Annotated in this window: 20 protein-coding genes; 6 read left to right on the top strand and 14 right to left on the bottom strand. The window is 74.3% G+C overall.

Annotation, left to right across the window (positions count from 1 at the left end; translation table 11 throughout):
• Positions 1 to 60: 60 nt before the first annotated feature.
• The 3 genes from AYX06_RS00620 to AYX06_RS00610 all read right to left on the bottom strand — a co-directional run bounded on the left by AYX06_RS00620 (position 61) and on the right by AYX06_RS00610 (position 6,443).
• Positions 61 to 2,886, bottom strand: coding sequence for an aconitate hydratase (locus AYX06_RS00620; RefSeq protein ID WP_062733413.1), 2,826 nt, complete (start codon positions 2,884 to 2,886; stop codon positions 61 to 63).
• Between the two features lie 159 nt (positions 2,887 to 3,045).
• On the bottom strand, positions 3,046 to 4,440 hold the full coding sequence (locus AYX06_RS00615) for a class I SAM-dependent RNA methyltransferase (RefSeq protein WP_062733410.1): 1,395 nt from the start codon (positions 4,438 to 4,440) through the stop codon (positions 3,046 to 3,048).
• Complete coding sequence (locus tag AYX06_RS00610) at positions 4,437 to 6,443, bottom strand: APC family permease (RefSeq protein ID WP_062733408.1); 2,007 nt, start codon at positions 6,441 to 6,443, stop codon at positions 4,437 to 4,439. Before AYX06_RS00610 ends, AYX06_RS00615 begins: the two co-directional genes overlap by 4 nt.
• An 85-nt stretch (positions 6,444 to 6,528) precedes the next feature.
• Between AYX06_RS00610 and AYX06_RS00605 the strand changes: the two genes are divergently transcribed.
• Together AYX06_RS00605 and AYX06_RS00600 are read left to right on the top strand one after the other, a co-directional pair.
• Positions 6,529 to 7,275 (top strand): potassium channel family protein, encoded by a 747-nt coding sequence (locus AYX06_RS00605; protein WP_062733406.1) that lies wholly within the window; start codon positions 6,529 to 6,531, stop codon positions 7,273 to 7,275.
• Positions 7,275 to 7,958, top strand: coding sequence for a potassium channel family protein (locus AYX06_RS00600; RefSeq protein ID WP_062733403.1), 684 nt, complete (start codon positions 7,275 to 7,277; stop codon positions 7,956 to 7,958). The genes AYX06_RS00605 and AYX06_RS00600 overlap by 1 nt, the downstream gene beginning before the upstream one ends.
• Before the next feature lie 15 nt (positions 7,959 to 7,973).
• Here the strand turns inward: AYX06_RS00600 and AYX06_RS00595 are convergent, their stop codons facing one another.
• The 4 genes from AYX06_RS00595 to dut form a co-directional block, all read right to left on the bottom strand.
• A complete protein-coding gene (locus AYX06_RS00595) occupies positions 7,974 to 8,774 on the bottom strand; it encodes a DUF3159 domain-containing protein (RefSeq protein WP_062733400.1) in 801 nt (266 codons plus the stop codon).
• Positions 8,775 to 8,804: 30 nt separating this feature from the next.
• The gene (locus AYX06_RS00590; protein ID WP_232319352.1) at positions 8,805 to 9,197 is read right to left on the bottom strand and encodes a single stranded DNA-binding domain-containing protein; all 393 of its coding nucleotides are present in this window, start codon (positions 9,195 to 9,197) and stop codon (positions 8,805 to 8,807) included.
• A 3-nt stretch (positions 9,198 to 9,200) separates the two neighbouring features.
• Positions 9,201 to 9,899 carry a DUF3710 domain-containing protein gene (locus tag AYX06_RS00585; protein ID WP_062736794.1) on the bottom strand — a complete coding sequence of 233 codons (699 nt, stop codon included), beginning with the start codon at positions 9,897 to 9,899 and terminating at the stop codon, positions 9,201 to 9,203.
• 65 nt (positions 9,900 to 9,964) lie between these two features.
• Positions 9,965 to 10,393 (bottom strand): dUTP diphosphatase, encoded by a 429-nt coding sequence (dut, locus tag AYX06_RS00580; RefSeq protein ID WP_371860076.1) that lies wholly within the window; start codon positions 10,391 to 10,393, stop codon positions 9,965 to 9,967.
• A 111-nt stretch (positions 10,394 to 10,504) separates the two neighbouring features.
• On the opposite strand from dut, the gene AYX06_RS00575 reads away from it, so the two are divergent.
• Positions 10,505 to 11,023 carry a DUF3093 domain-containing protein gene (locus tag AYX06_RS00575; RefSeq protein ID WP_062733394.1) on the top strand — a complete coding sequence of 173 codons (519 nt, stop codon included), beginning with the start codon at positions 10,505 to 10,507 and terminating at the stop codon, positions 11,021 to 11,023.
• A gap of 129 nt (positions 11,024 to 11,152) precedes the next feature.
• On the opposite strand, the gene AYX06_RS00570 is transcribed toward AYX06_RS00575, so the two are convergent.
• Positions 11,153 to 11,452: a DUF4193 domain-containing protein gene (locus tag AYX06_RS00570; RefSeq protein WP_062733391.1), complete on the bottom strand. Its 300-nt coding sequence runs from the start codon at positions 11,450 to 11,452 to the stop codon at positions 11,153 to 11,155.
• 298 nt (positions 11,453 to 11,750) lie between these two features.
• Between AYX06_RS00570 and sepH the strand changes: the two genes are divergently transcribed.
• Together sepH and AYX06_RS20110 are read left to right on the top strand one after the other, a co-directional pair.
• Positions 11,751 to 13,202 (top strand): septation protein SepH, encoded by a 1,452-nt coding sequence (sepH, locus tag AYX06_RS00565; protein ID WP_062733388.1) that lies wholly within the window; start codon positions 11,751 to 11,753, stop codon positions 13,200 to 13,202.
• A gap of 160 nt (positions 13,203 to 13,362) precedes the next feature.
• Positions 13,363 to 14,109, top strand: a complete 747-nt coding sequence (locus AYX06_RS20110; protein ID WP_062733386.1) for a hypothetical protein — start codon at positions 13,363 to 13,365, stop codon at positions 14,107 to 14,109.
• A gap of 20 nt (positions 14,110 to 14,129) precedes the next feature.
• On the opposite strand, the gene AYX06_RS00555 is transcribed toward AYX06_RS20110, so the two are convergent.
• From AYX06_RS00555 to AYX06_RS00540, 4 genes are read right to left on the bottom strand one after another with little or no spacing between them, the layout of a single operon-like run.
• Positions 14,130 to 15,305, bottom strand: coding sequence for an alkaline phosphatase family protein (locus tag AYX06_RS00555; RefSeq protein WP_062733384.1), 1,176 nt, complete (start codon positions 15,303 to 15,305; stop codon positions 14,130 to 14,132).
• A complete protein-coding gene (locus AYX06_RS00550; RefSeq protein WP_062733381.1) occupies positions 15,302 to 16,012 on the bottom strand; it encodes a DUF5998 family protein in 711 nt (236 codons plus the stop codon). Before AYX06_RS00550 ends, AYX06_RS00555 begins: the two co-directional genes overlap by 4 nt.
• 45 nt (positions 16,013 to 16,057) lie before the next feature.
• On the bottom strand, positions 16,058 to 17,473 hold the full coding sequence (locus AYX06_RS20105; RefSeq protein ID WP_062733379.1) for a serine/threonine-protein kinase: 1,416 nt from the start codon (positions 17,471 to 17,473) through the stop codon (positions 16,058 to 16,060).
• Between the two features lie 15 nt (positions 17,474 to 17,488).
• A complete protein-coding gene (locus tag AYX06_RS00540) occupies positions 17,489 to 20,185 on the bottom strand; it encodes a bifunctional acetate--CoA ligase family protein/GNAT family N-acetyltransferase (RefSeq protein WP_062733376.1) in 2,697 nt (898 codons plus the stop codon).
• Between the two features lie 126 nt (positions 20,186 to 20,311).
• Between AYX06_RS00540 and AYX06_RS00535 the strand changes: the two genes are divergently transcribed.
• On the top strand, positions 20,312 to 22,813 hold the full coding sequence (locus tag AYX06_RS00535; RefSeq protein ID WP_062733374.1) for a DNA gyrase/topoisomerase IV subunit A: 2,502 nt from the start codon (positions 20,312 to 20,314) through the stop codon (positions 22,811 to 22,813).
• Between the two features lie 13 nt (positions 22,814 to 22,826).
• On the opposite strand, the gene AYX06_RS00530 is transcribed toward AYX06_RS00535, so the two are convergent.
• On the bottom strand, positions 22,827 to 23,879 hold the full coding sequence (locus AYX06_RS00530) for a malate dehydrogenase (RefSeq protein WP_062733372.1): 1,053 nt from the start codon (positions 23,877 to 23,879) through the stop codon (positions 22,827 to 22,829).
• Between the two features lie 84 nt (positions 23,880 to 23,963).
• On the bottom strand, positions 23,964 to 26,072 hold the full coding sequence (locus AYX06_RS00525; protein ID WP_062733369.1) for a DNA gyrase/topoisomerase IV subunit B: 2,109 nt from the start codon (positions 26,070 to 26,072) through the stop codon (positions 23,964 to 23,966).
• Positions 26,073 to 26,123: the final 51 nt, after the last annotated feature.

Raw genomic sequence — 26,123 nt, 5'->3', positions numbered from 1 at the left:
ATCAGGACCGGGCGAGCGTTCGCCCGTGCTCCCCCGGCGCGCCGCGGCGCGCCCGGGGACCTACTTGGCGATCTGCCGCAGCACGTACTGCAGGATCCCGCCGTTGCGGTAGTAGTCCGCCTCGCCCGGCGTGTCGATGCGCAGGACCGCGTCGAACTCGACCGTGGAGCCGTCCTCCTTCGTGGCGGTGACCTTCAGCGTCTTCGGGGTGGTGCCCTCGTTGAGCGCGGTCACCCCCTGGATGGCGAAGGTCTCGGTGCCGTCCAGGCCGAGGGAGTCGGCGGACTCCCCGGCCGGGAACTGCAGCGGCAGCACGCCCATGCCGATGAGGTTCGAGCGGTGGATGCGCTCGTAGCTCTGGGCGATGACGGCCTTGACGCCCAGCAGCGAGGTGCCCTTCGCGGCCCAGTCGCGCGAGGACCCGGAGCCGTACTCCTTGCCGCCCAGCACGACCAGCGGGACGCCGGCCTGCTGGTAGTTCATCGCGGCGTCGTACACGGCGGCCTGGGGGCCGCCCTCCTGGGTGAAGTCGCGGGTGAAGCCGCCCTCCACGCCGTCCAGCAGCTGGTTCTTGATCCGGATGTTGGCGAAGGTGCCGCGGATCATGACCTCGTGGTTGCCGCGCCGGGAGCCGTAGGAGTTGAAGTCCTTGCGCTCCACGCCGTTGGCGATGAGGTACTTGCCGGCCGGGGTGTCGGACTTGAAGGAGCCCGCCGGGGAGATGTGGTCGGTGGTGACCGAGTCGCCCAGCTTCAGCAGCACCCGGGCGCCGGAGATGTCCTCGACCGGGGTCGTCTCCATCGTCATGCCCTCGAAGTACGGGGGCTTGCGCACGTAGGTGGACTGCGGGTTCCACTCGAAGGTCTTGCCGGTGGGGGTGTCCAGGTTCTGCCAGCGCTCGTCACCGTCGAAGATGGTGCCGTACTCGCGGGTGAACATCTCCGTGTCGATGGACGCGTCGATGATCTTCTGCACCTCGGCCGGGTCCGGCCAGATGTCCTTGAGGTACACCTCGTTGCCGTCGGCGTCCTGGCCCAGGGACTCGTTCTCGAAGTCGAAGTCCATGTTGCCGGCCAGGGCGTAGGCGATCACCAGTGGCGGGGACGCCAGGTAGTTCATCTTCACGTCCGGGTTGATCCGGCCCTCGAAGTTGCGGTTGCCCGAGAGCACCGAGGTCACGGCCAGGTCGTTGTCCTGGATGGCCTGGGAGATCTCGTCCTCGAGGGGACCGGAGTTGCCGATGCAGGTGGTGCAGCCGTAGCCCACGATGAAGAAGCCGAGCTCCTCCAGGGCCGGGACCAGACCGGACTTCTCGTAGTAGTCGGTGACGACCTTCGAGCCCGGGGCGATCGAGGTCTTGACCCACGGCTTCGCCTTCAGGCCCTTCTCGACGGCGTTGCGCGCCAGCACCGCCGCGGCCATCATGACCGAGGGGTTGGAGGTGTTGGTGCACGAGGTGATCGAGGCGATCGAGACCGCGCCGTGGTCGAGCTCGAACTCGCGGCCGTCGGGCATGGTCACGGGGACCCGCTTGGTCGGGCGGCCGTCCTCCGCGTAGGCGTGGTGCTCGCGCGGGCGGTCCTTCTCCGGCTGCGGGTGCTCCGGCGTGTAGGCCGGGGCGTCGGAGGCCGGGAAGGACTGCGCCGAGGCGTCGTCGATGGTGTTGCCGGCGGTGACGTCCTCGTCCACGTGCGTCGCGTAGTTGCCCAGGTCCTCGTGGAACTGCGCCTTCGCGTCGGTGAGCGAGATGCGGTCCTGGGGGCGCTTCGGCCCGGAGATCGAGGGGACCACGGTGGAGAGGTCCAGCTCGAGGTACTCCGAGAAGGCGATCTCCTCGGCCGGGTCGTGCCACATGCCCTGTTCCTTCACGTACGCCTCGACGAGCGCGACCTGCTCGTCGGAGCGCCCGGTCAGGCGCAGGTAGTCCAGGGTGACCTCGTCGATCGGGAAGATCGCGGCGGTCGAGCCGAACTCGGGGCTCATGTTGCCGATCGTGGCGCGGTTGGCCAGGGGCACCGCGCCCACGCCCTCGCCGTAGAACTCGACGAACTTGCCGACCACGCCGTGGTCGCGGAGCATCTCGGTGATGGTGAGCACCACGTCGGTGGCCGTGGCGCCCGCCGGGATCTCGCCGGTGAGCTTGAAGCCCACCACGCGCGGGATGAGCATCGAGATGGGCTGGCCGAGCATCGCGGCCTCGGCCTCGATGCCGCCCACGCCCCAGCCCAGCACGCCCAGGCCGTTCTCCATGGTCGTGTGCGAGTCGGTGCCCACGCAGGTGTCCGGGTAGGCGCGCAGGACGCCGTCGACCTCGCGGGTCATCACGACGCGGGCCAGGTTCTCGATGTTGACCTGGTGGACGATGCCCATGCCCGGGGGGACGACCTTGAAGTCGTCGAAGGCGGTCTGGCCCCAGCGCAGGAACTGGTACCGCTCGCCGTTGCGCTGGTACTCGATGTCCATGTTGCGCTCGATCGACTCCCGGCTGCCGAACGAGTCGATCTGCACGGAGTGGTCGATCACGAGCTCGGCCGGGGCGAGCGGGTTCACCCGGGTGGGGTCGCCGCCGAGGTCCGCGACGGCCTCGCGCATGGTGGCGAGGTCGACGATGCAGGGCACGCCGGTGAAGTCCTGCATGATGACGCGGCCCGGGGTGAACTGGATCTCGATGCTGGGCTCGGCCTCCGGGTCCCAGTTGGCCAGGGCCTCGATGTGCTCGGAGGTGATGTTGGCGCCGTCCTCGGTGCGCAACAGGTTCTCGAGCAGAACCTTGAGGCTGTACGGGAGCTTCTGCGCCCCCTCCAGCGTGTTCAGTCGGAAAATCTCGTATTCGGTGCCGTCGACGTCGAGAACGCCCTTGGCTCCGAAGCTGTCCACCGTGCTCATATGCGTGGAACTCCTCTCGCCACCGTCATGGAAACGCCCGCGGGAGGACCCCGGCGAAGTGCCGGGTGTTCTCCCGTGAACAGTCACCTGTCAGTGTAGCCCGATCGGGCACGGTGGCCCCCGAGCCGCCGTCGCGCCGACGACACATCCGGGCGCGGATCAGGGCTCCAGGACCGCCAGGGTCTCGACGTGGTGGGTGTTGGGGTACATGTCGAAGGCCCGCACCGACCGCACCCGCCACCCGGCCCGGCGGAACCGGCCGAGGTCCCGTGCCAGGGTGGCCGGGTCGCAGGCGAGGTAGGCGATCCGGCGCGGGGCCAGGGCCACCAGCTGGTCCACGACGACCCGCCCGGCGCCCGCCCGGGGCGGGTCCAGGACCACGACGTCCGGCCGGGCCGCCGCCCGGGCCCGTCCGGGGGACCTCCGCCCCCGGGGCCCGGCGGTGCCCGGCCAGAGCCGGGCCGCGACCTTGTCCACGCTGCCGCGCTCCACCCGGACCTGCGGTCGGTCCGCGAAGGTGCGCCGCGCGTCGGCGCTGGTGACCGGCGACCCCTCGACGGCGAGCACGGACCCGGCGGGGCCGACCGCGTCCGCGAGCGCGGCCGTGAACAGGCCCGCGCCGGCGTAGAGGTCGAGGGCGTGCTCCCCCGGGCGGGCCCCGGCCGCGGAGGGCACCGCCTCGAGCAGCAGGCCGGGGGCGCTGCGGTGGATCTGCCAGAAGCCCTCGGCCGAGACCTCCCAGCGGTGGGCGCCGGCGTGCTCGACGACGGCGGGCCGCCCCGACCACGTCTCGAGCTCGCGGGAGTCCTCGGCGCGGGCGGTGACGGAGACCTCCCGGCCGGCGGCGAGGCGGTCCAGTTCCCGGCGCAGCCGCTGCCGGTCGGCCCCGGCGGCCAGGGCGAGGTGGACCAGCGGCGTCCCGCCGCCGGCCGGGGCCGCGACGTCCACGCGCGCCGCGCCCCGCAGGTCGAGCGCGGCCAGCCGCAGGTCGTCGATCGCCGGGACGACGAGCGGGAAGCTCTCGACCGGGACGACGGCGGCGCCGCGGTGGGGGTGCATCCCGATCCGCCCGGCGGCGTCCACGGCGAAGTGCGCCCGGGTGCGCCAGCCCAGGCCCAGGGGGTCCTCCCCGGGCATGGCCTCGACCTCCACCGCGGTCTCCAGGCCCGCCAGGCGGGAGAGCTGCTCGGCGACCACGGCGGCCTTCAGCCGGCGCTGGGCCGGGAGCTCGGCGTGGCCGAACTCCGCCCCGCCCACGGGCGGCTCGCCGCGCCGCCAGGTCAGGAGGGCGTCGGCCGGCGCCCAGACGTGCCGGTCGCGGCGGCCGGGGTCGGCCTCCAGGACCGCCACCACGTCGCCGCGCCAGAAGCGCGCCTCGGGCCCGGCCTCCGTGAGCCGGACGCGGACCAGCTCCCCGGGCAGGCCGTGGCGGACGAACACGACCCGGCCCTCGCCGGTGCGGGCCACGGTGTGGCCGCCGTGGGCGATCGGGCCGAGGCGCAGCTCGAGCTCGTCGTGCTCGTCGGGGGTGGCCGGGGGGTGCGGGGAGGTCACGGGCGGGCGGCTCTCTGCTGGGGGGCGGGGGCGGACTCGGGGCCGACGTCCTGGCCGGCGGCCGAGGACAGGTGCCAGGGCACGGAGGCCGTCATGACCCCGCGCTCCTGGTGCAGGCGGGCGCGCAGCGGGCGGATCGCCTGGTTGTGCAGCAGCCGTTCCCAGCGGTGGCGCACCACGTACTCGGGCAGGTAGACCACGACCAGGTCCCGCGGGGACTTCCGGCGGACCCCGCGCACGTGGTCGACCACCGGGCCGATGGTGTCCCGGTAGGGGGCGTCGAGCACGGTGACGGGCACCGGGATCTCGAGCCGCTGCCACTCGTCGAGGATCCGCCGGGTGGCGGCGGCGTTGGTGTCCACCACCACCGCCTCGAGGGTCGAGGGCCGGGACGCCCGGGCGTAGGCGAGGGCGCGCATGAGGGGCTTGCGCACGGAGGAGACGTAGATGATGGCGTGCACCCGGGAGGGCAGCGCCCGCACCGGGGAGTCGGGCTGCAGGGCCAGCTCGGCGTCCACGGCGTCGTAGTGCCGGCGGACGCCGGCCATCACGGCGCTGAGCAGCACGATGGCCACCAGGGTGATCCACGCGCCCTGGGTCAGCTTGGTCACGAGCACGACCACGAGCACGGCCGCGCACAGCACGAAGGCGACCAGCGCCACCGCCCGACGGCCGAACAGCTCCCGGCGCACCCCGGGGTGGGGCCGCATCCGCCGGACCCGCCCCCAGTGCCGGACCATGCCCGCCTGGGTGAGGGTGAAGGAGACGAACACGCCCACGATGTAGAGCTGGATGAGGCTGTTGACGTTGGCCCCGAACGCCACGGTGAGGACCACGGCCACGAGCAGCAGCAGCAGGATGCCGTTGGTGAAGGCGAACCGGTCCCCGCGCGCCTGCAGCTGCCGCGGCAGGAAGGCGTCGCGCGCCAGGCGGGACGCCAGTGTGGGGAACCCGGAGAAGGCCGTGTTGGCGGCGAGCACCAGGACCCCGACGGTGGCGGCCACGAGCACGTAGAACCACAGCGACTCGGTGCCGAAGACCGTCTTGGCGAGCTGGCCCAGGACCGGGTCCTGGAAGAAGTCGGGGGCCGGGAGCCGGCCGTCCACGAGCAGCTGCTCCTCGGGGTTGCCGACGACGACGACGTCCGTGCGGTCCGCGAGGTACATGACCCCGGCGAGCATGGCCGCCGAGACCGCGCCCAGCACGCCGAGGGTGGCCGCGGCGTTGGCGGCGCGCGGCTTGCGGAAGTAGGGCACGGAGTTGGTGATGGTCTCCACGCCGGTCAGGGCCACGGCCCCGGAGGAGAAGGCCCGGAGCACCAGCAGCGCCCCCGCCAGGCCGGTCAGCCCGGCGTCGAAGCCGGCGGCCGGGAGGACCTCCCGGTCCGCGCTCGGGGCCTGCCCCAGGGAGCCGGTGAGGTCCTGGCCCACGCCCACGAGCAGCAGCGCGGCCAGCACGGCCAGGAAGAAGTAGGTGGGCACCGCGGCGGCCCGGCCGATGAAGGCCAGCCCGCGCAGGTTGAGCAGCCCGACGAGCAGCACCCCCGCCACCGCGAGCTCCACCCGCCGGTCGGCCAGCCCGGGCAGGGCCGCCGTGACGTACTGCGCGGCGGTGGCCATGGACACCGCCACGACCAGCGCGTAGTCGGCCATCAGGGCCGCCCCGACCCCCACGCCGGCGGTGCGCCCGAGGTTCTTGGAGACGATCTCGTAGTCGCCGCCGCCGGAGGGATAGGCGCGCACGTTCTGCCGGTAGGCGGCGATGACCACGGCGAGCACCACGAGCACGGCCAGGCCCACCCACGGGGAGATCGCGACCGCCGTGGTCCCCGCCAGGGCGAGCGTGAGGATGATCTCGTCCGGCGCGTAGGCCACCGAGGACAGCGCGTCCGCCGAGAACACCGGCAGCGCCGTGCGCTTGGGCAGCACGGCGTCGCGGAACCGCTCGTTGTGGATGGGCTTGCCGACGAGTGCGCGGCGCAGCGCCCGGGGAATGCTCTGCACGGCTCCCCACGGTAGTCCGTCCGGCACCGATTGTCCGCCGGGGCGGGCGTGAGGTGCGCCGCCCCGCGTGGCCTAGGCTGAGGACATGGCGCATTTCGTGATCATGGGTGTGGGGCGCGTCGGCGTGATGGTCGCGCACACCCTGGAGGACTCCGGGCACACCGTGGCGGTGATCGACCAGGACGACCGCGCCTTCCGCCGGCTGCGCAAGTCCTTCGAGGGCAGGAAGGTCACCGGGCTGGGCTTCGACCGCGAGGTGCTGCGCCGGGCCGGGATCGAGGAGGCCTACGCGTTCGCGGCCGTCTCCAGCGGGGACAACTCCAACATCATCGCCGCGCGGGTGGCGCGCGAGACCTTCAAGGTCCGCCACGTGGTCGCCCGCATCTACGACCCCTCCCGCGCGGAGTTCTACCAGCGCCTGGGCATCCCCACGGTCGCCGCCGTGCGCTGGAGCGCGGACCAGGCGCTGCGCCGGATCCTGCCCGAGCAGTCGATCACCGCCGACTTCCGGGAGGCCTCGGGCCGGCTGCAGCTGGGCGAGCTGTCCCTCGACGACTCGTGGTCGGGCCTGCACCTGGAGGCGATCGAGGAGGCCGCCGGCGTGCGCGTGGCCTTCGTGACCCGCTTCGGGGAGGGCATCCTGCCCGGCCCGGACACCAGCTACCAGCAGGGGGACGTGGTGCACGCGATGATGCGCACGGGTGAGGTGGAGGCGATCTCGCGCATCCTGTCCCGCCCGCCGGACCCGGACGTCCTGGACTTCGCCAACTCCCTGCGCCGCGACGCCGAGGACGCGTCCGGCTCCGACCGCACCTACCCGGGAGGCAACTGATGCGCGTGGTCGTCGTGGGCGCGGGCGCCGTGGGGGCCTCGATCGCCCGGGAGCTGCTCTCCCACCACCACGAGGTGGTGATCTTCGACGAGAAGCCCGAGGTGATCGGGCGCTCGGACCTGCGCGGCGCCCAGTGGATCATCGGGGACGCCTGCGAGCTGTCCACGCTGCGGGAGGGCGGGCTGGAGGAGACCGACGTCGTCGTCGCCGCCACGGGCGACGACAAGGCGAACCTGGTGGTCTCCCTGCTGGCGCGCAGCGAGTTCGGCGTGCCCCGCACGGTGGGCCGGGTGAACAACCCCAAGAACGAGTGGCTCTTCGACGACGCGTGGGGCGTGGACGTGGCCGTGTCCACGCCGCGGCTGATGACGGCGCTCGTGGAGGAGGCCGTGGAGGTGGGGGACGTGGTGCGGCTGCTGACCCTGCAGACGGGCGGGGCGACCCTCTCCGCCTACACCGTCCCGCACGAGCACCCGGTCATCGCCTCGATGGTCTCCCAGGTGCCGTGGCCCCCGGACGTGACGCTCGTGGCGATCCTGCGCGACGGCGTGCCGATCACGCCCTCCGGCGACGACGTGCTCGAGGGCGCCGACCAGCTCTTCTTCGTCTCCACCGCCGAGGGCGAGGGGCAGCTGCGCGCGATGTTCACGACCGCCGACCAGCACGAGCTGCCCGAGGGCTGAGCCCGGCCGGGCGGCTCAGCCGGCGCTGTCCCTCTCGGTGCCGTGCTGCTCGGCGCCGTCCTGTTCCGTGTCGTCCTGTTCTGTGACGTCCTGCTCGGTGCCGTCCTGCTCGGCGGCGATCTGCTCCGGCGGCCGGGAGACCAGCCACGCCAGCCACAGGGTCAGCGCGTACAGGGGCACGCCCATGACCAGCCGGGCCACGCCCAGCCCGGTGAGGTTCCCCGCGAAGTACAGCGGCACCTGCACCAGGAGCCGGGCCGCGAACATGGCCATGAGCATCACCGTGGCCACCCGGTACGCGCGCAGGCGCACCGGGACGTCGCGCCACTGGGTGCCCTCCCCGCGGATGTAGCCGTAGAACACCCCGAGCAGCGGCCAGCCCGCGAGCAGCGAGATCCCCAGGCCCACGAAGGAGACCGTGTTGATCCAGAACCCGGGGACGTAGTAGTCCAGGGCCTCACCGGTGGCCCGGGCGAACAGCGCGCACACGCCCACGCCCACCACGCCGGAGACCGCCTGGACGAGGCTCTGGCGCTGGGCCAGGCGCAGCACCGTGAACGCGGCCGCGGTCCCGAGGGACGCGAGCAGGGCCGTGCCCAGGGTGTTGCCCACCAGGAGCACGGCCAGGAACACGAAGCCCGGCAGGATCGTCTCGGCCAGGCCCCGCCAGCCCCCGACGGCGTGCAGCACGTCGAGCTGCCCGTTGTCCTTGCGCCGCATGCCGGAGCGGGCCGCGTAGGCGGCCATCGAGTCCTCCATCCCGGCGCGGCGCGGGGCGGGGCCCGCCGTCTCGTCGGGCTCCCCGGGACGTGTCATCCGTCGACCTGCCACATGTGCTGTTCCGTCCTATCTGCTGACCTGCTTGGCGATGATCTCGTAGCGCGGGTTGAACATGGTGGCGCGGCCGTCGCGGAAGCTCACGACCCCCACGCAGCGCAGCCGCGTCCCGGCGCTCACACCCGGCACGCTGCGCTGTCCCTGCCACACGAGCAGCAGCGCCCGGGGCTCGGCGCCCCCCGGCTCCCGCGCGCACTCCGGCACCAGCAGCGCCGTGTAGTTCTGCACCCCGGTCACCGGGGGCACCGTCACCTCGACCACCTGGCCGGTGGCCATCACCCGGTGCCGGCCGCCGGCGGCCGCCGGGTCGAGGTCCCCGGCGCACACGGGGGCCTCGGTGACCACGTCGATGGCCCCCGTCGCCGATCCCGCCCGGGGCGAGCCGATCTGCCCGTGTGCCACGGCTCAGCCGATCTCGGTGATCTCGGGACCGCGCCGCGGCGGGGCCACGGGCCCGGCCTCCGGCTGCGGGGCCGGCGCCCGCACGGAGCCCTCCGGCACGGTCAGCGGGAGCAGCTCCCGCGGGGGCATGGGGCGGTCCCCGCGCACCACGACGAGCTCGCGCACGACCTCCTCGAGGGCGGCGGACTCGGCCGCCACCGCGGCGGTGCCCGTGAACACCGCACGCACGAACCAGCGGGGCCCGTCGATGCCGACGAAGCGCGCGAGGCGGAAGCCGCGGGTCCCGTCCGAGGCGGTGGCCGGGAAGCGGGTCAGCACCTGGAGCCCGAAGGGTCCCTCCTCCACCGTGGGCTCCCCGTTGCCCTCGCGCAGGGACTGGACGAGCTCACGGCGGACCTCGTCCCACAGCCCCTCGGACCGGGGCGCGGCGAACGCCTGGACCTGCACGGAGCCGCCGGCGAGGTCGAGCGCCACGGCGCGCGGACGCTGGGTCCGCTCGTCGACCTCCAGGCGCACCCCCAGCCCCGGCCGGGGTCGCACGAGCAGCGCCCCCAGGTCGAGGTAGCCGTCCCGGTCCTCGAGCTGGGCCACGTCCAGCGGGCCCTGCGGCTCCTGGGACGGTGCCGGATGCTCCTCCGGGGCGGCCTGCGGCTGCTCCGGGGCGGCCTGCGCCGCCGGCTTCTTCTTCTTGCGACCGAACATGTTCTCGTTCTCCTCCGCCGGCACGCGTGCCGGCTCGTGGCGTCAGCTCTCGGGTCAGCTCGTGGTCAGGCGGTGCCGCTGGAGCCGAAGCCCGTCCCGCCGCGCTCGGACACCGGCAGGGCGTCGACGACCTCGAAGACGGCCTGCTCCACGCGCTGCACCACGAGCTGGGCGATGCGGTCCCCGCGGCTGACCCGGAAGGGCTCGTCCCGGTCCGTGTTGAGCAGCGTCACCATGATCTCCCCGCGGTAGCCGGCGTCCACCGTCCCGGGGGCGTTGACCACCGTGATGCCGTGGCGGGCGGCGAGGCCCGAGCGCGGGTGGACGAACCCGGCGTAGCCCTCGGGCAGCGCGATGGCCACGCCCGTGGGCACCAGGGCGCGCTCACCGGGGCCGAGGGTCAGGTCCGCGCGCGAGCGCAGGTCCGCGCCGGCGTCGCCGGACTTCGCGTACACGGGCAGGGGGAGGTCCGGGTCGAGGGCCTGCAGCGCGATGCTGAGCGGGCGCCCGGGGCCCGGGGAAGGCCGGTGGCCTGTCGACTGGTCGTTCACAGTGCCCCACTCTAACGCGCCGGACCACGCCCGCGGTCGTGAGAACCTTGACTCATGTCCCACCCTGCTTCCTCCAGCGCGTCCCCGTCCGACGACCCCCGCCGCGCCCGCCGGTCCCCGGCCGGCTCCGGGGCCCGGGTCCTCTACGAGGAGAAGCTCACCGCCGCGTGGTGGATGTGGCTCCTCGTCCTCTTCACCGGCCTGGTCGCCCTCGTGGCGCTCGCGCCCATCAACCTCTGGGTGGCCGGGCTCGCCGCCCTCGTGGCCGCGGGCGGCACCGCCGTGGCGCTGCTCGCCTCCACCAGCTCCATCGTGATCACCGACGAGTCGCTGCAGGTCGGCCGGGCCCGGATCGAGCGCCGCTTCGTCGGCGCCGCCGAGGCCTTCCGCGGCGACGAGGTGCGCCGCGTGCGCGGCCCCGAACTCGACGGCCGGGCGTTCATGAACTTCCGGGCGTCCGTGGGCCCGGTGGTGCGGATCCGCATCACCGATCCCGTGGACCCGACCCCGTACTGGCTGACGTCGACGCGGCACCCCGAGCGGATCGTGGAGGTGCTGTCCCAGCCGGTGTGAGCCCCGCGTCCGCGACCGGACGGAGGAACCCCGCCGCGACGTGCGTCGCGGCGGGGTTCCTCCGGTTCCCGGCCGGTCTCTCGGCGGGTTTCTCGGCCGGTACCTCGGGCGGTTCGGCGGGTGCGGGGCTCAGCCCACGCACTCGATGCAGTACTTGACGCCGTTCTTCTCCTCGGCGACCTGGGACCGGTGCCGCACCAGGAAGCACGAGCCGCAGGTGAACTCGTCCTCCTGGGCCGGCAGCACCACCACGGAGAGCTCCTCGTTGGAGAGGTCCGCACCCGGCAGCTCGAAGCTCTCCGCCGCCGCCGCCTCGTCCTCGTCGACGCTGCCCGACTGCGAGTCGCTGCGGCGCGTCTGCAGCTCCTCGATCGAGTCCTCCTTGAGCTCCTCGTCCTGCTTGCGCGGCGCGTCGTAATCAGTGGCCATAGTCGGTCTTCGCTCCAAGATGGGTTCAGGCGAGCTCCGGGGCGGCTCCCGCGCCGCCCACCGGGCTCTGTATCGCGTAGATTGTTCACCATGTGAGGGCAAAAATCCAACCGTGCTCCGGCCCGCGAACACGCGGTCGGAGCGGTTCGCGGACGGCGTCCGGCGACCCCCGTGCGGCGGCCAGTAGGATTGGGGCGCAGGGCCGCACCGGCACCACGCCTGCGGCCGCCGGCCCCGCCGCGCAGTCCCCGCTCGACGACCGCGAGCGCACCCGAGAACCACCCGGAGGAATGACAGCATGGAGCAGTTGCGCCTGGCAGGTGTGCACGACGACGGTGAGCACCTGGTCGTCGAGGACGAGACGGGCACCCGCCGCCTGCTCCGGATCGACCAGGAGCTGCGCCTGGCCGTCCAGCGCGCCCGGCGCCTCGCCGGCGCCCGCCCCCGGGGCACGGGCCAGTTCGGTCCGCGCGAGATCCAGGCCCGGTTCCGCGCCGGGGCCACGGTCGAGGAGATCGTGGCCGAGAGCGGCTGGGAGGCCGCCCGGGTCCGCCGCTACGAGTGGCCGATCCTCGCCGAGCGCGCCCACATCGCCGCCGAGGCGCAGAAGGTCGAGATCGAGGACCGCTCCGCGCACCGCGGCTACCACTCCGTCTTCGAGGGCGAGCCGCTGACCCTCGGCCGGGCCGTGGCCCACCGGGCCGGGGACCTGGGCGTGGACCCCTCCTCGCTCGAGTGGGACTCCTGGCAGCGCGAGGACCACCTGTGGACCGTGGTCGCCCGGTTCTCCGTGACCGACGCCGGGTCCGCCCCCACCGAGGACGAGCCGCAGGCCGAGTGGCTCTACAACCCGGCGAACCAGAGCGTGCGCCCGGCCAATCCCTGGGCCGAGGCCCTCACCGAGACGGGGGCCCCGGACACGCCGCTGGGCGCCGGCCTGGGCGTCCTGGACGGCGGGCTCGACCCGGAGCTCACGCAGCTGCGCCGCTCCGCCGTGGAGGCCGACGACCTGCTCGACGTCCTGCAGGCCCGGCGCGGTCAGCGCATCGGCGAGGACGTGGAGGGCGACGACGCCCTGGCCGAGCTGCTGGGCCGGGGCATGGGCCACGTCGAGCGGCGGCCCCGCCCGCTGGCCGCGCCGGAGGACACCCCGGTGTTCGACCGGCCCTTCCAGCCCGCCACCCGGTTCCCCGACACCGCCCCGGCACCACAGGACACGGCACCGCAGGACACGGCACCGCAGGACACGGCACCGCAGGACACGGTCGAGGACCGCGGCGCATCCGAGGACGGTCCCGGCACGGCACCGGCCGCGCCAGAGGGCACCACCGCGCCCCGCGCCGCGGAGCAGGACGCCGCGGAGCACGATGCCGCGGTCCAGGACCCCGCCGTTCAGGACGCGCCCCCGCAGGACGCCACCGCGCAGGACCGGCCGGCGCAGGGCCGCCCGGCGCAGGCCGGGCCGGGGTCGGTCGCCGCGCTCCGGCCGTCCGCCCCCGCCCCGGAGGCGCCGTCCGGCCGTCCCGCGCCCGGCGGTGCCGATGCCGCGGACGCCGCCGGCGAGGGCTCCGAGCGCGCGGGCACCCGCGACGAGGCCGGGCCCGAGGACGCGGACACCGATCCGGCCGGCGGCGAGAGCGCCGCGCCCGAGCGGCCCCGGCCGCGCAACCGCACCGCGAAGGCCCGCCGCTCGGCGCGCTCCTCCGTGCCCAGCTGGGACGAGATCGTCTTCGGCAGCTCCTCCGACTGAGCTGCCGGCCCCGGCACGCGCCAGCCTCCGGTGCTCCGGGACGACCACGGGATAGAGTGCACGCATCAGGGGCCGGTCCGCGCCGCTCCCGCGGGCTCGGGCGCTCCCCCGTCCTGCGCGCGGCCCGGACGCACGGAACCACGTCAGGGGTCAGCAGGTCATGGGCAATTCGATCGAGGACGATCTGTTCGGTGAGGACGAGCGCGACGGCCTCGCCGGGCCGCCGGCCGGCTCCGCCGACCGCACCGGCAGCGAGTCGCCGGCCGACCTGGTCCGGGGCTCCGGGCCCGGCCGGGTCGTGGCGGGGCTCGTGCTCGGCGCGGTGGTGCTCGTGGTGCTGGCCGGCGCCGGCGCCCTCTATCTCGGCGGGGTGGGGCGCGACCTGTTCGGGGCCGGCCGGGAGGCGCAGTTCGTCCCGGCTCCCTCCGTGAGCCGCACACCCACCACCACGCCCACACCGTCCCGCACGCCCTCCCCCACGCCCACCCGGTCGCCGGCCCGGACGGCCACGCCCACGCCGTCCGCGGAACCGGCGCCGGAGCCCGTCGCGCCCGCCCCCGTGGCCCCCGCCCCGGTCGCCCCTGCCGTGCCGGAGCCCGTCGCCCCCGTGCCCGTCGCTCCCGCCCCGGTGGCGCCGGCCCCGGTGGCGCCCGTGCCGGTGGCTCCCGCGCCGGTCGTGCCCGCGCCCGCTCCCCCGGCACCGAGCCCGGCCGGGACCCCACCGCCGGGCACCGTCAGCCCCGTGCCCGAGGACGCCGAGGAGGAGGCACCCGACGAGGAGGCCGACGCGGAACCGCTCGCGAGGCAGGCAGCCGCCGGCGAGGAGGGGGCTGCGGAGGACACCCCGGGGCCCGCTGTCGAGGAGTCCGCGGAGGGCTCCGAGGAGGAGCCCGCGGACACCCCCTGAGCGCGGCCGCGTCCGCGCTCTCAGCTCAGCCGCAGCAGCGGCACCTCGCGCTCGGCCCGGGTGAGCGAGCCGTGCTGGCCCACCATCGAGAGCACACTGGGACGGGCCCGGCCGAGGTCGAACAGCGCCAGCGGGTCCTTGGCCGCGACCAGGAGGTCGCCGATGCGGGCGCGCACGGCCTCGCGCACCAGCTCGGGGGGCCCGAAGTAGCCGGCGTCGAGGGCGGCCTCGCGGGAGAACAGCCAGACCCGGGAGCCGAAGCGCTCCCGCCAGGCCGCCACGAGCGCCCGCACGTCCCCCGCCGTCGCGTCCGGTTCGAGGTGCAGCTGCACCATCCGCGGCTCCCCGGCCGTGTGACGGACGCCGTCGAGCAGCCCGGGCACGCGGGAGACGTCGACCCGGGCGTCCGGGGGCACGTCGACCATGCCGTGGTCGCCGGTCACCAGGACGGTGGTCCCGGCCGGCACCCGGGCGACGAGGCGGCGCAGGGACGAGTCGAGCTCCTCGAGCTGGGCCGTCCACTCCCAGGACTCCCAGCCCTTGGCGTGCCCGGTGCGGTCCAGCTCGTCCCAGTAGAAGTACATGAGGGCGTCCCGGCCGGCGCTCAGCTGGTCCAGCGCGGCGCTCACGCGCGCCGCGGGGCCCTCGGCCGCCACGAACCGGCCCCCGCGCAGGGCTGCGTTGGTGAGCCCCGAGTCGGCGAACTTGTGCCGGCTGACGGTCACCACGTCGACGTGCTCGGCGGCGCGCTCCAGCACCGTGGGCAGGGGCTGCCAGGCCCGCGGGTCCACGGCGGCGTCCCAGCCGCCGAGCTGGTTGACGACCGTGTCCCGGTCCGGGTCCAGCACGTCGTAGCCCACGAGCCCGTGCGCCCCGGGGGCAGCGCCGGTGCCCAGGGAAGCGAGGGAGGACGCGGTGGTCGTGGGGAACGCGGCGTCCAGGGTGGCCAGGTTCCTGGCCCCGGCGAGCGTGGGGGCGTGGCCGGCGCGGGCCCGCAGCTGGGCGCGCCCGAGCCCGTCCGCGAGGACGACGACGACGCGGCGGGCGGCGGGCAGCCCCAGCACGTCCTCGAAGCCCGGCACGCCCAGGGAGGCGGCGGCCGAGGACAGGACCTCCGCGACCGTGCGCCGCCCGTAGCGGGGCGGCTGCGGCAGGTCCCCGGGCAGGCCGGGCAGGATCTCCTCGACCGCCCTCATCGGGCGGGGCCGCCGTCCCGGCCGGTGAACCGGTCGGTGAACCGTGTGCGCGGGGTCGCGGTGGGGCCGCGCCGCGGGGCGGGCACGCGCCCGTGCGCCGGCTGGGCGATCTGGGCGCCGTCGGTGAGCGGGGAGAGGTTGGCCCGGCGCAGCGTGCGCGCGAACTCGCGCGCGCCCTCGACCGCGGCGGGGCCGTCCGCCTCGGCGCTGATCCGCAGCACGATGTCCTCCCGCGCGGCCGTGCCGGTGTAGCCGTGGTCGGCCTGGCACTGCGGGTCGTCGCACAGGGCGGGCGCCAGGTCCACGTGCAGCGTCCCGGTCCACGCGATCGCGAGGGTCACCTCGGAGATGGGGCTGTCCGGCCGGTAGTTGGCCGGCTGGTAGTACGAGTAGCTGAGCGTGACGGAGCGGATCTGGGAGATGCCCACCGTCTCGGTCGAGACCCGGGCCACCACGTCGCGGCCGCTCTCGTCGAACTCCTCGTCGTCCACGTGCGTGACGTGCAGGACGTCCTCGGCCAGGACCAGCACGGTGATGTGCCGGTGCACCTCGGTCCGGTCGATGTGCGTCTCGAGCTGCACGAGGTGGGAGACCGGGGACCGGCCGTCCAGAGAGTCCTGGACCACGTCGATCACCAGTTGCGGATAGAAGCCGGCCTTGTTGATGTCCTCGACCAGCCGCTGGCCGCGCTCACCTGAATACGTCATGGGGGCCATTTTCCCCCACGCCCGCGCCCGCGCCCAACACGGCCGTCAGGGCACCCGGAAGTAGCACTCCTGCCGCCCCCCGCCGATGTCCTCGCAGACCTGCTCGAGCTGGACCGGGCCCGACGCCGTCGGCTCCGGGCTCGAGGTCGGCGCCGGGCTCGGGGTGGGCGAGGTGGTGGCCCCGGGGCCGGGGGCCTGCCGGGCGGAGCCCAGGGGGTCCAGCAGCAGGTATCCGACGAGCAGCGCCGTCAGGCCGACGAGGCCCAGGAGCAGCCCGGTGAGCGCGCCGCCGCGCCGGCGCCGGGGCGGGGCCGGGTCCGGCGGGGCCTGCGGGGCCGCCAGGGTCTCCGTCGTCGTCGCGGCCGCACCGGCCGGACCGGTGGGGCGCGGGTGGCTCTCCCTGCCGGTCGCCGCGCCCGGGGCCCCGGGGACGTGGCTCTGCGGGGTCGCGGCGCCGCGGCCGCCCGGGGTCACGGCGCCCGACGCGACGGTGTCGGGCCCGCCGTCCTCGGCGCCGCCCGCCGCGGCCCATGCCGCGCCGCCGGTGGCGGGCGCTGCGCCGCCGCTCCCGTCCGGTCCCTCCCAGCCCTCGCGCACCCGGGTGGCCCAGGGCTCCGGAAGCGGGTCGAGGACGTCGAAGATCTCGAAGGGCTCCCCGTCGCGGGTGAGCGCCGGGTCGAACGTGCGGGCGGCCGAGCCCACGGTGAGCGCGTCCAGCACGGCCACCGCGGCGTTGCGGCGCAGCGCCGGGTCGGGGGTGAGCAGGGCCGCGAGGTGCTCCGCCAGGTCGCCCTGCTCCCCCACGACCGCGCGCGCGTCGGCGGGCCCGAGGCTGCCCTCCGGTTCGAGGGCGGGGTCCAGCATCCGCAGCGCGGTGATCCCCGCCGCGTAGAGGTCCAGGGCGGGGGCCGGGTCGGCGAGCCCGTAGGCCTCCGGCGGCAGGTAGCCGGGCGTGCCCACCACGGTGCCCGTCCGGGTGAGGCGGGCGTCCTGCACGCGCACCGCGATGCCGAAGTCCGAGAGGAACACGTGGGGCCGTCCGGTGCCGGTGCTCTCCAGCATGAGGTTGCCCGGCTTCACGTCCCGGTGGACCCACCCCTGGGCGTGCACGAACTGCAGGGCCCGCAGCAGCTGGGCGAGGACCTCCTCGGTGAGCTCCGCGGAGGCGGCGCCGTTGTCCAGCAGGGCGGACTCCAGGGTCCCGCCGTGGACCAGGGGCATCGCGATGACCACGTGCTCGTCCTCCGCGGCCCAGCCGTACGGGGCGAGCACGTGCGGGTGGTCCAGTTTCACGGACTGCTCACGGGCGAACCGGAGCAGGTCCGCGGAGTCCCGCTGGCGCAGCACCTTGGCGGCGCACAGCTGCTGGAGCCGGCCGTCCCACGCCCGCCACACGGAACCGCTGCCGCCGCGCGCGATGGGGTCGATGAGGGTGTACCGACCGGCTATGGTGTCCGCCACGAGGTCCGGGACCGCCTAGCTGCGCATCGCCCGGCGAGCGCTGTCCGTCCGCTGCCGCGGGTTGCCGATCCCCACCGACGCGCCGAGCACCGTGAGGGAGCCGCTGGAGACCAGCACCGGATTGAGCTCCACGCGGGCGATCTCCGGGTGCCGGTCCTTGAGCAGCGCGACCCGGGCCACGAGGTCCTCGAGCCGGTCCACGTCGGCGGCCGGGACGCCCTGGTGGCCGAAGAGCTTGCGGGAGGCCTTGGGCTCCCGGACCATCCGCCGCACGTCCATGTCGGTGAGCGGCGGCACCCGGTGGGCCCAGTCCTCCAGGAGGTTCACCGCGTCCCCGGCCATCCCGAAGGAGACCACGGGGCCGATGAGCGGGTCCTCGATGGCGCGCACGACCACGGCCTGGCCCGTGGGCGCCATGGACTGCACCTCGAGGTCGAAGGAGCCGAAGGGGGCCAGGGCCCGGTGCATCGTCGAGATCGCCGCCCGCAGCTGCTCGCCGTCCTGGATGTTCAGCTGCACCCCGCCGAGGTCCAGGCGGTGGCGGAGGTTCGGGTCGGTGGTCTTCAGCGCCACCGGGTAGCCCAGCCGCTCGGCGGCGGCGGGCGCGTCCGCCGGGTCGGTGAACCGGGCGCTGGGCAGCAGCCCGATCCCGTAGGTCGCCAGCAGCGTGCGCGACCGGTCGGCGTCCAGCTCCAGCAGGCCGTCGCCGGGGACGCGGGGCAGCACCGTCTCCACGAAGGTCTCGGCGGCCTCCGCGTCGATCCCCAGCGGCTCGGCGAAGCGGCCCTGGTCCTGGGCGCGCCACCGGGTGTAGTCCACGACCTTGGCCAGCGCCCGCAGGGCGGCCCCGGGCGAGTCGAAGCACGGCACGTCCAGGCCGTCCTCGGCGTGGTGCAGCACGGACGCGGCGCCCGGCTCGGTGCTGCCGGTGAAGGCGACGACCACCGGCTTGCCGTGCTCCCGGCCCACCCGTCCCACGGTCTCGGCGACCTGCTGCGGCGCGGTGCCGGGGATCGGCATGAGCGTGACCACGGCGGCGTCGACGCCCTCGGCGCCGAGGCTGCGACCCACGGCGGCCCGCAGCGCCTCGAGGGCCCGCTCCCCGCCGTCGGCGGTGGGCACCGACGCCTGGGTCACGGCGGTCTCCAGGCCCAGCTGGGTGCACCGGTCCTCCATGAGCTGGCCCAGCGCGAGCGCGTTGGACACCAGTGCCGTGCGGGGTCCCGCCGGCAGCGGCTGGCCGGCCAGGATGCCGGCCACGTCCATGAGGTGCTCGCTGGTGTCGGCGCGGATCACCCCGGCCTGGCGGAACATCGCGTCGAGGGCGCCGGGCGGGGCCTGGGTGGTGCGCCCGGTGTGGCCCGGCGGCAGCCGCAGCCCGGTCACCTCGCTCTTGGCCACGATGACGGGCTTGGTCAGGGACAGCCGGCGGGCGATGCGGGAGAACTTGCGGGGGTTGCCCACGGACTGCAGGTAGAGCCCGCAGGCGCTGGTCGCGTTGTCGTCCTCCCAGTACTGCATCATGTCGTTGCCGGAGACGTCCGCGCGGTTGCCGGCCGAGAGGTACGAGGACACGCCCACGTTGTGCCGCAGCGCCGCGGCGTTGAGCATCATCCCGATGGCCCCGGACTGGCTGAACAGCCCCAGCGGTCCCTGCCGGGGGGTCGTGGGCAGCACGGAGGCGTTGAAGCGGCACTCCGGGTCCGTGCGGTACAGCCCCAGGCTCGCCGGCCCGACCAGGCGCATGCCGTGGGAGCGGGCGCGGCGCACGAGCTCGGTCTGCCGGGCGCGGCCCTCCGCCCCCGCCTCCGCGTAGCCCCCGGTGACCACGACGACGGCGCGGACCCCGGCCGCGCCGCACTGGTCCACGACGTCGGCCACCTGGTCCACCGGCACCGCGATCAGGGCCAGGTCCACGCGCTGCTCGACCTCGCCGATCGAGGTGGCGTGGGTCATGCCCTCCCGCTCGAACGGCGTGGGGCTCACACCGCTCAGCCGGCCCGCGAACCCGGAGGCGAGCAGGTGCTCCACCAGGGCGTGCCCGGCGTGGCCGGGGTCCCGGGACGCGCCGATGACCGCGATCGAGGAGGGGGTGACCAGATCGGCGATCGAGCGGGCCTCCGCCCGGTGCTCGCGGGCGGCCATCACGGCCAGCGACTTCTCCGTGGGGTCGATGTCGAAGCCCACCACGACCACGCCGTCGTCGAAGCGGCGGGTCAGCTCGTAGCCGGCCTCCGCGAACACGCGCAGCATCTTCCGGTTCTCGGGCAGCACCTCGGCGGAGAAGTGGTCGATCCCGTTCTCCCGCGCCGCGGCGGCGAGGTGCTCCAGGAGGATCGAGCCGATCCCCCGCCCCTGGTGGGCGTCGGAGATCATGAACGCGACCTCGGCGTCGTGCGGGTCCTCCGTGCGGTCGTAGCGGCCCACCCCGACGATCCGCTCTCCCAGCAGCAGCACGAAGCAGACGCGGTCCTTGTGGTCCACCCGGGTGAACCGGTCCAGCTCGCGCGCCGAGAGGGTGGGCTTGTAGGAGAAGAACCGCAGGTAGATGCTGTCCTCGGACTGCGACTGGTGGAACGCCAGCAGCGCGTCGCGGTCCTGCGGGGAGATGGGGCGCAGGTGTGCCGTCGCGCCGTCGCGTAGCATCACGTCCGCCTCCCAGTACTCGGGGTACCGGGCGGCCTCTTCCGTGTCCGCGGTCTCTGGAACCATAGACTTCAGGCTAGTAGACAAACCCGCACCGTCAACGGTGCGTCCCGGTGCGTCCCCGCACGATCTCGCCCGCCGAGTCCCCGGGGCCGCCCGGGCCCATCCCCGACCGAAGGACCCCCCGCTTTGATGGCTCGCCGCCGTGCGTCCTCCCGCCCGTCCGCCGAGGACGAGCTGCCCGCCGACTTCCGGGAGAACATCGTCGACATCGACGTGACCTCCGAGATGGAGACGAGCTTCCTCGAGTACTCGTACTCCGTGATCTACTCCCGGGCCCTCCCCGACGCCCGGGACGGGCTCAAGCCCGTCCAGCGCCGGATCATGTTCATGATGAACCAGATGGGGCTGCGCCCGGACCGCGGCCACGTCAAGAGCGCCCGCGTGGTGGGCGAGGTCATGGGCAAGCTGCACCCGCACGGCGACTCCGCGATCTACGACGCGATGGTCCGCCTGGCCCAGCCCTTCGCGATGCGCCTGCCCCTCGTGGACGGGCACGGCAACTTCGGCTCCCTCGACGACGGCCCGGCCGCCTCCCGCTACACCGAGGCCCGCATGGCCCCCGCGGCGCTGGCCCTGACGGCCGACCTCGACGAGGACGTCGTGGACTTCGTGCCCAACTACGACAACCAGTTCTTCCAGCCCGGCGTGCTGCCGGCCGCGTACCCGAGCCTGCTGGTCAACGGGTCCTCCGGCATCGCGGTGGGCATGGCCACGAACATGGCCCCGCACAACCTGCGCGAGGTCGTGGCCGGGGCCCGGCACCTCGTGGAGCACCCCGAGGCCACCCTCGAGGAGCTGATGCGCTTCGTCCCCGGACCGGACCTGCCCTCGGGCGGGCGGATCGTGGGCCTGGACGGCATCCGGGACGCGTACCGGACCGGGCGGGGGTCCTTCAAGACCCGGGCGAAGGTCTCGATCGAGCAGGTCTCCCCGCGCAAGCAGGGCATCGTGGTCACCGAGCTGCCCTACATGGTGGGACCGGAGAAGGTCACCGAGAAGATCAAGGAGGCCGCGCAGGCGAAGAAGCTGCAGGGCGTCTCCGACGTCGTGGACCTCACCGACCGCAAGAACGGCATGCGCCTGGTGATCGAGGTCAAGAACGGCTTCAACCCGCAGGCGGTGCTCCAGCAGCTGTACAAGTACACGCCGATGGAGGACTCCTTCGGGATCAACAACGTGGCCCTGGTGGACGGGCGGCCCCGCACCATGGGCCTGCTCGAGCTGCTGCGGGTCTACGTGGAGCACCGGCTCTCCGTGGTCCGGCGGCGCACGGGCTTCCGCCTGGCCAAGCGGCGCGACCGGCTGCACCTGGTCGAGGGGCTGCTCGTGGCGATCGTCGACATCGACGAGGTCATCCAGATCATCCGCTCCTCCGACGAGACCGCCGTGGCCCGCGAGCGGCTGATGGGCGTGTACGACCTCACCCGGGTCCAGGCCGACCACATCCTGGAGCTGCGCCTGCGCCAGCTCACCAAGTACTCCCGGATCGAGCTGGAGAAGGAGCAGGAGGAGCTGCGCGGGGAGATCGCCGAGCTGGAGGAGGTCCTCGCCTCGGACGCCCGGCTGCGGGCCCTGGTCTCCGCCGAGCTCGCCGAGGTCGCCGCGGTGCACGGCGACGACCGGCGCACCGAGCTGCTCGAGTCCGAGGCGCTGCCCGGTCCCGCCGCCGCCGCGGCCGCCCCGGCCCCGGGCCGCGGCGGCGGCGGGGGGCTCGCCCTGGAGATCGCCGACGACCCGTGCTGGGTCTTCCTGTCCACCTCCGGCCAGCTCGCCCGCACCTCCTCCCAGGACCCGCTGGTGGACCCGCCGCGGCGGCTCAAGCACGACGCCCTGGCCTCCGTGGTGCGCGCCACCGCGCGCTCGGAGATCGGGGCCGTCACCTCGGCCGGGCGGATGGTGCGCGTGCAGGTGATGGACGTGCCCGTGCTCACGGCCTTCGAGGGCACCCCCAAGCTCGGCGACGGCGTGCCGGTCAAGGAGTTCCTCACCCTGGGCCGCGGCGAGCGGCTCGTGGGCCTCGCCCCGCTGGGGTCGGTGCTCGCCCTGGGCACCCGCAACGGCGTGGTGAAGCGGGTGAACCCGGAGTACCCCCTCAACCGGGAGGAGTGGGAGGTCATCACGCTCAAGGACGGCGACGAGGTCGTCGGCCTCGCCGAGTCCGCGGCCGAGGACGACGAGCTGGTGTTCGTGACCCGGGAGGGCAAGCTCCTGCACTTCGAGGCGGCCGCGGTGCGCCCCCAGGGCCGCACCGCCGGCGGCGTGGCGGGGATCAAGCTGACCCCGGGCGACGCCGTATTGTTCTTCGGGGCGGTGCGCGCCGCCGACGAGACGCCGGTGGTCGTGACGCTGGCCCGGGCGGAGGAGGTGCTGCCGGGGATGTCCAAGTACTCGGTGAAGGTCACGCCCTTCGCCGAGTACCCGCCCAAGGGCCGGGCCACGGGCGGGGTGCGCGCCCACCGGTTCCTCAAGGGCGAGACGGGGCTGGTCCTGGCCTGGGCGGGGCACGGCCCGGCCAAGGCCGTCTCGGCCACGGGCGTGGCGCGGGCCCTGCCCACCGAGCACGGGCGCCGCGACGGCTCCGGGGTGCCCACCGACCAGGTGATCGACGCGGTGGGCCCGGCCTACTCCTGAGCCGGGGCGGGGGTCAGCGCCGGGGCCCGAGCAGCCCGAGCCGCTGCACGGCCTCCCGCTCCTCCTCCAGCTCCCGCACGGAGCGCTCGAGCCGGGTCCGGGAGAACTCGTCGAGCGCCAGGTCCGGGACGATCCCGGCGCGCCCGTCCCGGCAGACCACGGGGAAGGAGCTGACCAGGCCCTCCGGCACCCCGTAGGAGCCGTCGGAGGGCACCGCCATGGACGTCCACGTGTCCGCCGGGGTGCCGAGCACCCAGTCGCGCACGTGGCTCAGGGCGGCGTGGGCGGCCGAGGCCACGGAGGACCCGCCGCGCACGTCGATGATCTCCGCGCCGCGGCCGGCCACGCGCGGGATGAAGGTGCCGTCCACCCAGTCCAGGCCGAGACCCCTCTCGGCCAGCACCTCGAGGGCCGGCCGGCCGGCGACCGTGGCGTGGGTCAGGTCCGGGTACTGGCTCGCGGAGTGGTTGCCCCAGATCGCCACCCCCCGGATCTCCGCCACCCGGGCGCCCGTGGCCTCGGCCAGCTGCGCGACCGCCCGGTGGTGGTCCAGCCGGGTGAGCGCGGTGAAGCGCTCCCGGGGGACGTCCGGGGCGTGCGAGGCGGCGATGTAGGCGTTGGTGTTCGCGGGGTTGCCGACCACGACCGCCCGGAAGTCCTCCGCCGCGCCCCGGTTGACGGCCCGGCCCTGCACCGAGAAGATCCCGGCGTTGGCCTGGAGCAGGTCCGCCCGCTCCATGCCCTGGGAGCGGGGCCGGGCCCCGATGAGCAGGCCGACCGAGGACCCGTCGAAGGCCGCGTCGGCGTCGTCGAAGACCTCCACGCCCTCGAGCAGCGGGAACGCGCCGTCCTGGAGCTCCAGGGCCGTGCCCTCCGCCGCCCGCCGCGCCTGCGGCAGCTCGAGCAGGTGCAGGCGGATCGGCGTGTCGGGCCCGAGGAGGTCGCCCGCCGCGGCCCGGAAGACCGTGGCGTAGCCGATCTGCCCGGCGGCCCCGGTGACGGTGACCGTCGCGGGGCGGGACCGGCGGGGGGCGTCGGGACGGGAGTGCGGGTCGGAGGCGGTCATGCGGGGTCCTTCCTCGGGGACGGTCGGTCGTCCCTGCCCAGGGTAGTGCTCCGGCCCGCGCCGCGCCCGGGATCCCGCCGGGGCTCAGGCGTCGATGCGCTCCTGGTCCAGCTGGGTGGCGCCCTCGATGATGAAGTCCTTGCGCGGCGCCACCTCGGAGCCCATGAGCAGCGAGAACGCGTGCTCGGCCGCCTCCGCGTCCTCGACCCGGATCCGGCGCAGCATCCGCTGCCCGACGTCCATGGTGGTCTCCGCGAGCTGGTCGGCGTCCATCTCGCCCAGGCCCTTGTAGCGCTGGATGGGCTCCTTGTACCGGCGGCCCTCCGTCTCGAGCCGCCCGAGCAGGTCCGCGAGCTCCCGCTCGGAGTAGGTGTAGACCATTTCGTTGGGCTTGCCGCCCGCGTTGACGACCTCCACCCGGTGCAGCGGGGGCACGGCGGCGTAGACCCGGCCGGCCTCCACGAGCGGGCGCATGTAGCGGTAGAACAGCGTGAGCAGCAGGGTGCGGATGTGCGCGCCGTCGACGTCGGCGTCCGTCATCATGATGACCTTGCCGTAGCGGGCGGCGGAGAGGTCGAAGGTCCGGCCCGACCCGGCGCCGATCACCTGGATCAGGGCCGCGCACTCGGCGTTGGCGAGCATGTCCGTGATGGACGCCTTCTGGACGTTGAGGATCTTGCCGCGGATCGGCAGCAGGGCCTGGTGGTTCGAGGACCGGGCCAGCCGGGCGGTGCCCAGGGCGGAGTCGCCCTCCACGATGAACAGCTCCGAGCGCTCGACGTCGTTGGAGCGGCACTCCACGAGCTTGGCCGGCATGGAGGAGGTCTCCAGGGCGTTCTTGCGCCGCTGCGTCTCCTTGTGCACCCGGGCGGAGATGCGCGACTTCATCTCGGCCACGACCTTCTCCAGCAGCTGCCCGGCCTGCTGCTTGTCGTGGCGGGCGGTCGCGGTGAGCTTGGCCGTCAGCTCCTTCTCCACCACCCGGGTCACGATCTGGCGCACGGCCGGGGTGCCGAGGATCTCCTTGGTCTGGCCCTCGAACTGCGGCTCGGCCAGCCGCACGGTGAGCACCGCGGTGAGCCCGGCCAGGACGTCGTCCTTCTCCACCTTGTCGCTGCCGGCCTTGAGCTTGCGGGCGTTGGCCTCGATCTGCTTGCGGAAGGTCTTGAGCAGGGCGGCCTCGAAGCCGGCCTGGTGCGTGCCGCCCTTGGGGGTGGCGATGATGTTCACGAAGGAGCGCAGGGAGGTGTCGTAGCCGATCCCCCAGCGCAGGGCGACGTCGACCTCGCACGTGCGGTCGACCTCGGTGAGCTTGGAGCGGCCGCTCTCGTCCAGGACGGGGACCGTCTCCTTGAACCGGCCCTCGCCGTGGAAGCGCCACACGTCGGTGACGGAGCTGTCGGCGGCGAGGTACTCCACGAACTCGGAGATCCCGCCGTCGTGCTGGAACACCTCCTCGTGGGTGCCGAACTCCCCCGGGGTGCCGGGCAGGCCCCGCTGGTCGCGCACCGTGATGCGCAGCCCCGGGATCAGGAAGGACGTCTGGCGGGCGCGCTTGGCCAGCTCCTCGTAGCTGAACCGGGCGTCCGTGGTGAAGATCTGCTCGTCCGCCCAGTAGCGGATCCGGGTGCCGGTCACCCCGCGCTTGGCCTTGCCCACGACGTCGAGCACCGAGCCCTCCACGAACGGCTCGAAGGGCGCGTGCGGGGAGGGCCTGCCCTTGTCGAGGAAGCGGCCCGGCTCGCCGTGGCGGAAGGACATCTGGTAGGTCTTCCCGCCCCGGTCCACCTGGACGTCCAGGCGCGCGGAGAGGGCGTTGACCACCGAGGCGCCGACGCCGTGCAGCCCGCCCGAGGCGCTGTAGGACCCGCCGCCGAACTTCCCGCCCGCGTGCAGCTTCGTGAACACGACCTCCACGCCGGTCAGTCCGGTGCGGGGCTCGAGGTCGATGGGGATGCCGCGGCCGTCGTCGTGCACCTCCACGGCGCCGTCGGCGTGCAGGATCACCGTGATCTGGTGGCCGAACCCGGCCAGCGCCTCGTCCACGGAGTTGTCGATGATCTCCCACACGCAGTGCATCAGGCCGCGGGAGTCGGTGGAGCCGATGTACATGCCGGGCCGCTTCCGGACGGCTTCGAGGCCCTCGAGGACGGAGAGGTGGCGGGCGTTGTACTCGGAACGGGACGGTGTCACGGGGATACGACTCCTGGGGGACGGTGGGATTCCCCACCACTGTAGTCGGGG

Origin of the sequence: Kocuria turfanensis, assembly GCF_001580365.1 — a bacterium.
Classification (GTDB): Bacteria; Actinomycetota; Actinomycetes; order Actinomycetales; family Micrococcaceae; genus Kocuria; species Kocuria turfanensis.
Note: the sequence above shows the minus strand (reverse complement) of the source record. Positions and strands in the feature narration are given on the sequence as shown.